Below are 12,041 nucleotides of genomic sequence, written 5' to 3'. Positions count from 1 at the left end.
ACAAGATATGTCTTGATCATTCGGAAATGATCAACTAGTTTGTTACCAACATTATTACTAAAAAACAGGAATTAAAAGAATGAGTTTAGGAAAAGTAAGCCGTGAAATCATGGACCATATTATGTTGATTGGCTTAGACCGAGTGGCAAAACGAAATGCCTTTGATAGCCATATGATTGAGGATTTATCTCTGGCTTTAACCGAATATGAAAATAATCCTAAACTACGTTGTGCCGTGATTTTTGCACATGGCGACCATTTCACGGCAGGTCTGGACTTGGTGGAATTACAGCCCAAAATTCCTCAAGGGATTTTTAGTTTTGAAGAAGGGCAAATTAACCCTTGGGGTGTTGGAGGGCGGCATCGAACCAAGCCTGTTGTTGTAGCTGTACAAGGGATTTGTTACACCGCTGGGGTAGAGTTGATGTTGAATGCAGATGTTGTCGTCGCGAGCGAAGACACGATTTTTGGTCAGCTTGAAGTATTACGTGGAATAATGCCTTTTGGTGGAGCAACAGTGCGTTTCGTGCAGGCCGCAGGTTGGCAAAAAGCCATGCCGTATTTATTGACAGGGAAAACTTTTGATGCCCAAAAAGCCAATGAACTAAATTTGCTTTCTGAGATTGTTGTTAAGGGCACACAGCTTCATCGGGCTATCGAGATTGCCCAAGAAATCTGTATTGCTGCACCACTTGCATTACAAGCATTGTTGGCTTCAGCAACTGATGCGGTTACTCAGGGAGAGGTTTTCGCATTTCAGAATATGGACAGTTATCTCAAGCGATTGTTTGCATCGCAAGATGCTCAAGAAGGTGTACGTGCGATGCTTGAGAGACGTCTTCCTCAATTTAAAGGTCAATAAAAATAAACCGACAATTCATCCCATTGTGAATTGTCGGTAAATATTTCTAAAAATCAGAAGAAAGAAGTCGTGATCGGTTCCACTTCATTTGTTTCGTGAAACCAAATGAAAATGGATTCTGCCAATACATTTTGATTGAAAGCTTCTGGAAGAAAAATCAAATAATCACCGCAGCCATTGTGAGCGAAAGCAACTGCATGCTCAGGGAAGCCATGCCATGTTCTTGCAAGTTTGGTTTCATGGACAATATGGTTGCATGTACGCATTTTTCTTTTTTGATCAGACTCATCAAAGAATGGAAAAAGTTGCCAATCATCTTCTGCAAGGAATAATTCACCACCATTTTCAATCATCATTTTATTTTTAAACGATGTAGGAAAAGTAAGATTCAATACTTGTTCAGCCGCAGTTATATACTGTTGGTCTATTGGGGATGGCATAATGATTTATCTTCGTTCAGGTTTATATTGTGATTGTATTTTTTTCAATGCATGAAATAGGTAGTGATGTCTTTCTGGAGCGAGTCCAAGACCAAATGTGATAGGCTGATTTGCCTCAATGACAATTTGGGCTTGTTGTTTATCGGATGAGTTAGTTGAACGGTTTTCTCTAATTCGACTAACCTCATTCCAATTAAAATATTTTGATTTTCCTATTCTGCCAATTCCCGTAAATACACGTCCACCTTGTTGATTAATGGTGAGCTCAATTTTACCAAATAGCATCATCAGTGTAAGCGAACCAAAAATAATGGTTCCAATCAGAAATGGGATACCAAATAGACTTTGTAAGAGGCTAAATTGCTGTTTTGCGATTTGAGTTCCATAGATTCCACCTAGTGAACCACCAGACCAAATCAACATAAAAGGCACTAGAAAGAAAGCAATCGGGCTTCTCAGCGTTGCGCCTAGTTTAATTTCTTGCATATTATTTTTATACCAAGTACCGCTTGGGGGTTGATTGATATCAAATGCATATGATGGCGTATCAAAATTTTCAGAAATACGAAAAATATGATTGCAAACTTGGCATTTCCCCATATCCGTTTGGATATTGATATTTTCATTTACAACGTCAATCTGACAGTTTGGACATTTCATTTTTATAGTGCTTAAATTGCTTAATTTTATGAAATTTTAGTATAGCATTGTCATTTTGCATTCTCATCAATTTCATATCGAACAAAGACGTGATGATCTAAATTCAGGAAATAGCTTTGCCAATAACAGTTACAGCACCCAATGGATGGTATGGCATCGGGCATTGCAATATGCTGTCGTGAACACTTTTGTTTTAATAGGATAATATTCAATAGAAAGATTTTCTATTTTGCTAATCGTCTTAACTGAACACAGATGTACATCGCATTGTGAACTTGAAAATTGAATTTCAATAGATATGACATGGTTTATATTCTGATTTTTTATTTTTGAGCATTATAAAAAATAAAAACCGACGATTCGAGTGATGATAAATCGTCGGTCAAAATCTTTTTCAACGGCTTTGGCTACTAACAAAGCCATTGTCAAAGATGGAGAGTCATAATGAAAGGTCACCGAAAAATATTGCGGATGCCGTGCAATGAACATTCGGTTGCTGCGACCTTGTACCCTATATAACGCTGCTAGGTGTGGATTGGTTGACATAAAAATGAAAAAAAAGTGAAAAAAATTTATAATTATTTTTGAAGTAGATTAGATTTGGTTTATTTACATGATTTCATTGCGTTTGTACTACCTTTGGTTTTTTATTGTGTGCTTGATTTCTAGCCTAATCGCTGGAGTCATCGCTGCAATTTTACCTAATAGTATTGGAGGAGTGCTTACAGCCATTCCTTATCTAATTGCAATGATTTTTGTTTTATTCAAATTTCTAAAAAAACAACATCGTGCACCAACCCTCTCGGAAAAGAAACGATTAAGCCTTGGATTTAGCCTCATTTTTTGGGGTTACAATGCATGTGGTTTACTCTTAGGATTGTTTATTTTTGCACGTAAAGATCCAGAAATTTGGCAAAATTTTATTTTATATTTTAAGCAACCTATGTTTTTAATTACTGTTGTTGCAATTTGGTTGATGATCGCAGCACCGTTATTTTTAATTACGTATTGGTTTTATGGCGCACAAGCACAACGAATGGCAAACAAGATGTTTAACTAGGATAAAAAAGTTCACTTGTAATTCACCTGTATTCTGCTAAAAGTTTTAATACGATTCATTTTTGATAGATCAGTCCATGAAAAAAATGACGGTATTGGTGACAGGTGCAAGTGGGTTTATTGGTTCTCATCTTTTACCTTTTCTATTGAAAAATAATTTTCAAGTGATTGCACTGACACGACAAAAAAATAAAGCTTCATATGATTCAGATTTAACATGGGTAAATGATTTAGATGAAATTAAAGTCATTGAAATTGACTATGTCATCAATTTGGCTGGTGAAAATATTGGTCAAAAACGCTGGACTGATCAAAGAAAAAAACAACTGATACAAAGCCGAGTGGCCATGACGGAGAAACTTTATCAGTGGTTACAGCAAAAAAGCATCTTCCCCCAATGTATTATTTCTGGCTCAGCTATTGGCTATTACGGGATTGATCCTCAAGAAATGTGGACGGCGATCTGTGACGAAAATACACCACCACAATTAATCTTTATGTCAGAGCTTTGTCAGGCTTGGGAACAAACAGCACTTAAATTTACTCAACAAAATACTAAAATTATTCGCTTAGGGGTGGTGTTTGGTGATGGCGGAATCTTGCCGCAAATGCTGTTCCCCATTCGCTTAAATGCGGTAGGAAAGATCGGTTCAGGACGGCAGCCAATTGTCTGGATTCATATTCAGGATGTCTTAAGAGCAATTATTTTTTTACTTCAATTACAGGCTGATCAAAAAGTTTACAATTTAGTTGCTCCAGAACAAATCAATCAACAAGGTTTTGTTGATGTTGCTGCACGAGTTTTGAAACGTAAGCCTTTTATTCCAATGCCGAAATGTGTCTTTGAACTGGCTTTGGGGGAACAATCCCAGTTGATTCTAAATGGTCAATATGTAACGCCTCAGGCATTATTCAAGCATGGTTTTAAATTTCAGTACCCCAATTTAGAGCAAGCCTTAACCGAAATTTTATTGGATCACTAAATTTTTTTTCTTCAAACGACTTGGTGAATAGGCACTTGGGTCAACAATAGGCGCTTGTTTTAAAATGAGTTGGCGTAACAATTGCGCCGATCCCGCACCCATACACAGCCCATTACGGAAATGCCCAAAATTGGCCCATAAGTTGGCTATATCAGGTATTTCACCGATATAAGGAATACCGTGTGGCGAACTTGGACGTAACCCAGCCCAGCGTTGCACAATCGGGAACTGTTCCAGCTCAGGCACCATTTCCAGACACGCCGTTAAAATATCCTGCTGTGTTTGCTCATCCACTGCGGTGCTAAAGCCACAATCTGCCATGCTGGAACCACAGACGATATGACCATCCTGACGTGGAATCAGGTACATCACCCGATTCATACACATGGTAGGTAACCAGTTTTCAGGTGTTTTGAACAGCAGCATTTGCCCCTGTATGGGCTGTACAGGAATTTGTCGATGTATGTATTCTTCCCAATATTGACTCCATGCGCCTGAGGTCAGAACAACATGATCAGCATGAAAAACTTGACCATTTGAAGTTTGTATTCCGTGTACCGTTTTATTTTTAACAATCAGTTGATCAATTGAGCAGTGCTCAAAAAAACGAACGAAAGGATGCTGTTTAAGATAGCTAATCAGCGATTGTAATAAACGAGGATTACGTACATTCGACAGTTGCGGAAAATGGATGGCTTGTTGAAATTTTTCTGAAATATGTGGATTAATTTGTTCAAGTTGTTTGCGTTCTAACAAATTGCACTGTTGCATGGGTTCTTGATATTGACTGGCATAATTCAGTCCTACATCAAAGTCTTCCTGATCGAAAATCAGCATGCCTGTATTGTGGATTTGAAAATCAATCTCCGTGATAGGCAGCAGTTTTTCATTCCACATTTGATACAGCGATTTACCGTATTGAGCAAGATGATTAACTTCTGGTGCATAACGCCACGGGTACATCGGGGAAAGAATTCCACCGCCTGCCCATGAGGCAGCCTGACCTGCTTGTTGTTGATCAAAAATATCAACAGAGCAACCTTGTTCAGCAAGTTCTAACGCTGACATCAAGCCGCTAATACCCGCACCAATAATGGCAATATGCATAAAAAATTAAACCAATTTCAAAATTCACCTCTTTGATATTAAAGAGGTGAGGAGTGTTTTAGCTCAGCAAGGGAGATTGCTATCTCATCTCTTTGAGTTTACGTGCAGCATCTTCGGCAAAATAGGTCCAAATACCATCTGCACCCGCACGACGACAGCACATCAATGACTCTAAAATGACGCTTTCAGATAACCAGCCATTTTGAATCGCACCTGCAAGCATGGCGTATTCACCACTAACTTGGTAAACAAAAGTAGGTACACCAAATGTATCTTTCACTTCACGAACGACATCCAGATAAGGCATACCCGGTTTTACAATCACCATATCTGCACCTTCCTGAATATCAAGTGCAATTTCATGCAATGCCTCGGCACGATTGCCGACATCCATTTGATAATTATATTTATTTGCACCTTTTAAATTACTTGCTGAACCCACTGCATCACGGAAAGGGCCATAGAAGCTGGAGGCATATTTTGCTGAATACGCCATGATATTGGTATAGATAAAACCATTTTGTTCAAGTGCTTGACGAATCGCACCAATACGTCCATCCATCATGTCACTTGGTGCAACGACATCAGCACCCGCTTGTGCATGGCTGAGGGCTTGTTTGACTAGGCATTCAACGGTTTCATCATTTAAAACATAGCCAGTTTCATCAATAATACCGTCTTGACCATGAGTGGTATAAGGATCAAGTGCGCCATCGGTAATCAATACCATTTCTGGTAATTCTTTTTTCAGTAAGCGGCAAGTGGTTTGAACCAAACCCTCTTCATGCCATGCAGCTTCCGCCGTTAAACTTTTGTCTTCTTGTGGGGTTACTGGAAATAAAGCAAGCTTTGAAACACCGAGCTCGAGCAAAGTTTCTGCTTTTTTGAGTAATAAATCAGCAGATAGACGCTGCACATTTGGCATGCTTGGAATATCTTGAGTTTGTTGTTGTCCCGGTAATACAAATACTGGATAAATCAAGTGATTAGCTGTGAGTTGTGTTTCACTGACCATGGCACGAAGTTGGTCATTTTTACGGATACGGCGCATGCGAGTCGCAGGAAAAGCGGGACGATTGAACGTATAAGTCATAACAATCTCGATGTTCAGTATTACACTATAGGAATAATTGAAATATTTAAGTCATGCTAGGGAGAGCTTAGCGGCTAAGTTCAATTAAATATCCTCGCTATTGTAGCCCCATAATTTTAGATTTGTACAAAATAATGGGATGTTTATCGTTCCTTTGGATTTAGACAGCGTATGAATGATGTAAAGAAAAACTGGACAGGCAATATTCAGTTAGGTGCTAAAGCCGATCATGACGTGGTATTAAAGCAGCTTTGTAAAGCATTTAATTCTTCACCATTTTTTAAGCATTGTGGCATGAGCATGCGCGTTGTTGATGATCAAATTGAAGGTTATATCGAGATGCAGCCTGACTTGGTCGGTAATGTAGCCTTCCAAATTTTGCATGGTGGTGTTGCTGCGACATTACTAGATAGTATTGGTGGCGTGGTTGCAATGGAACAACTTTATCGCCGTGCAACCCCTGAAGATTTACCTGACACGATTAAGAAAGTATCGCGTTTAGCAACTGTAGATATGCGTGTTGATTATCTTGCTCCGGGTCGTGGTCAGTTTTTTACTGCGCGTGCGGAAACATTACGCTTAGGACGCAAAGGCTGTACCATGCGTATGACCATGCTCAATGATGAAGCTAAGCCAATTGCAACTGCAATCGCTTATTACGCCTTTTAGGTACAGTGTTCGATATGAAAGCGTCTTCTGACGCTTTTTTATTGTTTAAATGAAAGTGAAGTAAAAATAATTATCAAAATATAAGAATTGAACGCATCAGTTATTTTTTTTATTCTCGTCATATGATTTTTTATCGTTAAAATGCGATTTAAATTTTTGTTTGTATTTTGATCTTAGCTTTTAACAATTGGTTAAGTTAAAAAAACTAAACTGATCTGCTGATTAAACCAAAAGTTAAAAATCCCTTTAATTTTCAGGAATAACATATGACTGACGCCCAAGCTAATCAACAAGATATTGCTGCTGATTCGGCATCAGATGATGCAATGAAAGCAAAACGTAAAAAGTTTTTAGGATTTTTCGCACTTATTCTTATCCTTGCAGCAATTTTGTATGCTATTTGGGCGTTGTTCTTTAATCATGCTGTCAGTACCGATAATGCTTATGTTGGTGCGGAAACGGCACAAATCACCTCAATGGTGAGTGGACAAGTCGCTGAAGTTTTGGTGAAAGATACCCAACAAGTTAAAAAGGGTGATGTTCTCGTTCGTGTAGATGAGCGTGATGCCAAAATCCAGTTGGCACAAGCACAAGCTGAGTTGGCAAAAGCGCAACGTCAATACAAGCAAAGCCAAGCGAATAGTAGCTCATTGAATTCTCAAGTTGTGGTTCGCAATGATGAAATTAATAGTGCACAAGCACAAGTAAGTAAAGCACAAGCAGATTTTGATAAGGCGAACTTAGAATTAAAGCGTCGTAATGAACTTGCCGCTTCAGGAGCGATTTCTAAAGAGGAATTGAGCAAAGCGCAAAGTGCAGTATCGACGGCACAAGCAAGCTTAGATTTAGCTCAAGCGGGTTTAGCCCAAGCAACCTCAAGCCGTAAAGCCGCAGAAAGTACACTTGCTGCAAATGAAGCATTGATTCAAGGCTTCAACGAGGCATCCACGCCTGATGTATTGGTTGCGAAAGCGCATGTGGAGCAGGCACAGCTTGATTTAGAGCGTACCGTTATTCGTGCGCCTGTTGATGGTGTGGTGACACGCAAGAATATTCAAATTGGGCAACGTGTTGCACCAGGTACTGTGATGATGTCAGTGGTGCCTGTATCTGCGCTCTATGTCGATGCAAACTATAAAGAAAGTCAGCTTGCTAAAGTGAAAGCAGGGCAGAAAGTAACGCTTCGTTCAGACCTATATGGTGATGATGTGGTTTATCACGGGACAGTTCAGGGCTTCTCTGGTGGGACAGGTGCCGCATTTGCCTTGATTCCAGCACAGAATGCGACAGGAAACTGGATTAAAGTAGTACAGCGTTTACCTGTACGTATTACGCTTGATCCCAAAGAACTAGCAGAACATCCATTGCGTGTAGGGTTGTCGATGCAAGCGGACATTGATCTCGCATCGAAGTAATCAGCCATGAAAACGCAGAATCCTTTTGCAGAACTTAGCGGTGGGCGGTTAATGCTCGCCGCATTTGTTATTGCGCTTTCCAACTTTATGGTGGTGCTTGATACCACCATTGCCAACGTTTCAGTCCCCCATATTACAGGGAACTTAGCTGTTTCTAGTTCACAAGGGACGTGGGTGATTACCTCTTACGCCGTTGCTGAAGCCATCTGTGTTCCACTTACAGGTTGGTTAGCTGGACGTTTTGGCACAGTCAGAGTTTTTGTGTTTGGGTTAATTGGTTTCACCATCTTTTCATTCCTATGTGGTTTGGCGACCTCACTAGAAATGTTGGTATTTTTCCGTATTGGACAAGGGCTTTGTGGTGGTCCGTTAATGCCACTGAGCCAAACCTTGTTGATGCGAATTTTCCCACCTGAAAAACACTCACAAGCCATGGGAATGTGGGCCATGACCACCGTGGTTGGACCAATTCTGGGGCCGATTTTGGGCGGACTGATTAGTGATAATCTGTCTTGGCATTGGATTTTCTTTATTAATATCCCTGTTGGTATTTTCTGTGTATTGGCAGCCATCCGCTTGCTGTCTGTAGCAGAAACTAAAACTGAGAAATTACGAATTGATGCAGTTGGTTTAGGTTTGTTAGTGCTGTGGATTGGTGCTTTACAATTGATGCTAGACCTTGGGCATGAGCGAGATTGGTTTAATAGTACCAGTATTATTATTTTGGCATTGACAGCAGTTGTAGGTTTTATTGTTTTCATGATTTGGGAACTCACAGAAAAGCATCCTGTGGTTAACCTGTATGTGTTCCGACACCGTGGTTTTGCAGTTTCTGTGCTTGCACTCGCTTTTGGTTTTGGTTCGTTCTTTGGCAGTATTGTCCTTATTCCTCAATGGCTACAAATTAACTTGGGTTATACCGCCACGTGGGCAGGGTATCTGACTGCAACTATGGGTTTTGGTAGTTTGACGATGTCGCCAATTGTTGCCAAGTTATCAACTAAATATGATCCACGGGCATTGGCTAGTTTTGGACTAGCATTGTTGGGTGTGGTTACGGTCATGCGAGCTTTTTGGGTTACAGATGCAGACTTTATGTCATTAGCATGGCCACAAATCTTGCAAGGTTTTGCAGTGCCGTTTTTCTTTATTCCGCTGTCGAATATTGCAATGGGCTCTGTTTTACCTCAAGAAATGGCTTCTGCCGCAGGTTTAATGAATTTCTTGAGAACAATGGCAGGGGCGATTGGTGCTTCAATTGCAGTGACAATTTGGGATGATCACACGAAGGTAGCTCGTAGTGAAATGGTGAATAATTTGCACCCACAAGAAGTCCAAAATACCTTATTGCAAAATGGTTTTTCACCTGATGCAACACTCGCAACGATTGCAAATTTAGTTGATAAAGAAGCGATTACGATTTCGGCTAATCATGTGTTTATGATTTTGGCTATTGTATTTATCTTTGCCAGTGCCTTGATTTGGATGAGTCCAAAACCTAAAGCAATTACGGGTGGACCTGCGCCACATTAATTTTGATAGATCATTAAATTTTCTTTAGAAAACTCGGACTTATTCATCCGAGTTTTTTTATTTCAATCTGATATGAATGTTTATTTCGTCTTTGGGTTTTTACTATCTAGCTCATTGATATGTTCCCAAAGTTTTAGTTGTAGATCTTCTTCATATCTTGATATTTTTTGATTTAAATATTTCATTATATATTTATGCTTATTTAAGCCTTTACCATGAAATGATCCAATTTCTTTCTGAATTTTTGCTTGTAAGTAGAATAGATTCAATTCTTCATACGCTTCTTGTTTTATGTCCAGTAGTTCACAAGCTGTTTTAAATTGAATATGGATTGGTTTGATAGTCATTTATGCACCTACATGACAAAATATTGTGTAGGTGCAGTATGTTTTTTAATAATTATTAGAGTTGTGAAAACGAATTTAGATTACTTTTCACTACTTTTTATCTGCTAGATAAAACATGTATGCAGATTCATTACTTTTTGAATCTAAAAGTTTTTTTGTAAATGGAATAATAGTTTCTCTTAGTTGCTTTCCAGTAAATTGTCCTTGAGGAAATAAAAACTCTGCCAGTGTATCGTACTCAATATGTTGTTCTGTTAGCTTCTGCCATAAAAGGACGTCAATGACCTGTAGTGTTCTAAAATTTTTAAACTTTCTTATAAACTCTTTAGGCGGTAGAAGTTTTGGCTTGTGCTTTAGCTGCTTTCTCAATTGTATTAAATGCTTTTTTACGTCCGCTATAATTGCATCATCGGAAAAATCTAAATTAATACTAATAGCTGGGTATTCATCATAATCATCCACATTCTCCCTTAATGCATATTTAGCACGAATTTCTATATCGTCTGTGGCTTCCTTTAGTGGCTGTATATATGGTCTACAATCAAATAAAAATCGCGGAAATATCTCCATAGGTTTTTTGCTGTTGGGTATTTTCCCTAGTTTTGGATACTCAACATAAGTCTGCTCTGCAAAGCCCTCAATCAATCTCAAATAAAACTTTTTGTCATCTTCAATTATTTGCTCAATAGTCCTTGGGGGTGGGGTATATTCAATGCGTTTGCCATCAATAATTTTAAAGCGTTTTATTGTTATAAATTTCTCATCTTTAAGGTCATCGTCTGTAATAGGAGTAATGTAATCATCCTCAAATATCTGGTTGATTTGAAATGAGATATTTTGTCATTCTTGGATTTCGTGAGCTAATTTCACCACACCACAATTTTTATAATATTCGTCATATCTTTTATTATTGAAAAACTCAGGTATTTTCCCCTTATCGCTAATACGCTTCAATTCATGCCTCCCGCACATCCCAATAAAGTAGTTAAGCCAATCCGATTGGGTGTCCGACTTTCGGGAGCTAATCTAAACTTAACAAAATGATTATAAATTATACTGAGTTATACATCAGAATATGAATTTTAAATATACGTCATCTTTTGTCGTAGTAACTAGTTAATCTAATGAGCTATTCACAGAACTTAATTCAAAAGCAGTAAATGCTTATTCGTTTGCAATAAAAAAGGCTTAAACCATTACAGTTTTAAGCCTTTTTAATTTTGTATATCATCATGTGACAGCATACAAATTTAGATATTTGGTGGAGATGGCGGGAGTTGAACCCGCGTCCGCCAGCACTACACTCGAGAATACTACATGCTTAGATATCGTCTATTGTTTTAACATCAAGCGACCCGACGAACAGGGTACAAGGTGCGATCCTCTAAGTTTGGTATAAAGCCCCGAGGCTTGACTTTATACGGACTTGTGTGCGTGCGCTTCGGTCGGGTTCACTGACCACAAGTATTCAGTGAAGCGGACAAGCTGCCCTTAGGCAGCTAGAGCGTAAGTTTCGTCGTTTGCGACTATTAAAATGCAAATTTTATTTACGAGAGAAAATGCGCTCTCGGCATGCATCTATGAGCTTCATCACCAGCGTCGAAGCCAATAACATCCCCATATATGAAAGAGCATCATAGCATAAATATTGAAAATTTAAATCTAAATTTACAGGCTTTGAGGTTTGTGATTAAAAACCGATCTAATTGAAATTACTTTGTACACGACAAATTTCATAGGGCCCTTGTCCTATCAGGCTTTTTCTTCCTTAAAATTGCGAGCACTTTCTTAAATTCTTCTTTTTTTCCAAAACCAATCAAACGTAGAATAGCCATTTGAACATAGTCCAAACCGTAGCGAAATAAACTTACTG

At 38.8% G+C, this 12,041-nt stretch carries 12 protein-coding genes, 1 other RNA gene and 1 pseudogene; 6 read left to right on the top strand and 8 right to left on the bottom strand.

Annotated elements, in window-relative coordinates:
- Positions 1-79 precede the first annotated feature (79 nt).
- Entirely contained in the window at positions 80-862 is a 783-nt protein-coding gene (locus CDG56_RS12340; protein ID WP_087548036.1) for a crotonase/enoyl-CoA hydratase family protein, read from the top strand.
- A gap of 53 nt (positions 863-915) precedes the next feature.
- Here the strand turns inward: CDG56_RS12340 and CDG56_RS12335 are convergent, their stop codons facing one another.
- Entirely contained in the window at positions 916-1,302 is a 387-nt protein-coding gene (locus CDG56_RS12335; protein ID WP_087548035.1) for an SMI1/KNR4 family protein, read from the bottom strand.
- Between the two features lie 6 nt (positions 1,303-1,308).
- Positions 1,309-1,962, bottom strand: coding sequence for a hypothetical protein (locus CDG56_RS12330; RefSeq protein WP_087548034.1), 654 nt, complete (start codon positions 1,960-1,962; stop codon positions 1,309-1,311).
- 613 nt (positions 1,963-2,575) lie between these two features.
- Between CDG56_RS12330 and CDG56_RS12320 the strand changes: the two genes are divergently transcribed.
- Positions 2,576-3,022 carry an ABZJ_00895 family protein gene (locus CDG56_RS12320; protein WP_087544939.1) on the top strand — a complete coding sequence of 149 codons (447 nt, stop codon included), beginning with the start codon at positions 2,576-2,578 and terminating at the stop codon, positions 3,020-3,022.
- 76 nt (positions 3,023-3,098) lie between these two features.
- Positions 3,099-4,004 (top strand): TIGR01777 family oxidoreductase, encoded by a 906-nt coding sequence (locus CDG56_RS12315; protein ID WP_087548033.1) that lies wholly within the window; start codon positions 3,099-3,101, stop codon positions 4,002-4,004.
- Here CDG56_RS12315 and thiO read toward each other — a convergent pair.
- Both thiO and hemB read right to left on the bottom strand, forming a co-directional pair.
- Complete coding sequence (gene thiO / locus CDG56_RS12310; RefSeq protein WP_087548032.1) at positions 3,990-5,111, bottom strand: glycine oxidase ThiO; 1,122 nt, start codon at positions 5,109-5,111, stop codon at positions 3,990-3,992. The two genes, CDG56_RS12315 and thiO, sit on opposite strands and share 15 nt — an antisense overlap.
- Positions 5,112-5,190: 79 nt before the next feature.
- Positions 5,191-6,204 (bottom strand): porphobilinogen synthase, encoded by a 1,014-nt coding sequence (hemB, locus tag CDG56_RS12305; RefSeq protein ID WP_087548031.1) that lies wholly within the window; start codon positions 6,202-6,204, stop codon positions 5,191-5,193.
- Positions 6,205-6,375: 171 nt separating this feature from the next.
- Here hemB and CDG56_RS12300 point away from each other — a divergent pair, with 171 nt between their 5' ends.
- From CDG56_RS12300 to CDG56_RS12290, 3 genes are all read left to right on the top strand, one after another.
- Entirely contained in the window at positions 6,376-6,873 is a 498-nt protein-coding gene (locus CDG56_RS12300) for a thioesterase family protein (protein WP_087548030.1), read from the top strand.
- A gap of 266 nt (positions 6,874-7,139) precedes the next feature.
- Positions 7,140-8,288 (top strand): HlyD family efflux transporter periplasmic adaptor subunit, encoded by a 1,149-nt coding sequence (locus CDG56_RS12295; protein ID WP_087537179.1) that lies wholly within the window; start codon positions 7,140-7,142, stop codon positions 8,286-8,288.
- Positions 8,289-8,294: 6 nt separating this feature from the next.
- The gene (locus CDG56_RS12290; RefSeq protein WP_087537180.1) at positions 8,295-9,821 is read left to right on the top strand and encodes a DHA2 family efflux MFS transporter permease subunit; all 1,527 of its coding nucleotides are present in this window, start codon (positions 8,295-8,297) and stop codon (positions 9,819-9,821) included.
- Positions 9,822-9,901: 80 nt separating this feature from the next.
- On the opposite strand, the gene CDG56_RS12285 is transcribed toward CDG56_RS12290, so the two are convergent.
- The 4 genes and pseudogenes from CDG56_RS12285 to CDG56_RS12270 form a co-directional block, all read right to left on the bottom strand.
- Complete coding sequence (locus CDG56_RS12285) at positions 9,902-10,168, bottom strand: hypothetical protein (RefSeq protein ID WP_227519064.1); 267 nt, start codon at positions 10,166-10,168, stop codon at positions 9,902-9,904.
- 90 nt (positions 10,169-10,258) lie between these two features.
- Positions 10,259-10,819 carry a DUF6387 family protein gene (locus tag CDG56_RS12280; protein WP_143225716.1) on the bottom strand — a complete coding sequence of 187 codons (561 nt, stop codon included), beginning with the start codon at positions 10,817-10,819 and terminating at the stop codon, positions 10,259-10,261.
- A 608-nt stretch (positions 10,820-11,427) separates the two neighbouring features.
- Positions 11,428-11,787: a transfer-messenger RNA gene (ssrA, locus tag CDG56_RS12275) on the bottom strand.
- Positions 11,788-11,901: 114 nt separating this feature from the next.
- Positions 11,902-12,041, bottom strand: a pseudogene (locus CDG56_RS12270) (IS4 family transposase); the annotation flags it as partial.

Origin of the sequence: Acinetobacter sp. WCHA39 (assembly GCF_002165385.1) — a bacterium.
Lineage (GTDB): Bacteria > Pseudomonadota > Gammaproteobacteria > Pseudomonadales > Moraxellaceae > Acinetobacter.
This window is presented reverse-complemented; position numbering and strand designations above follow the sequence as displayed.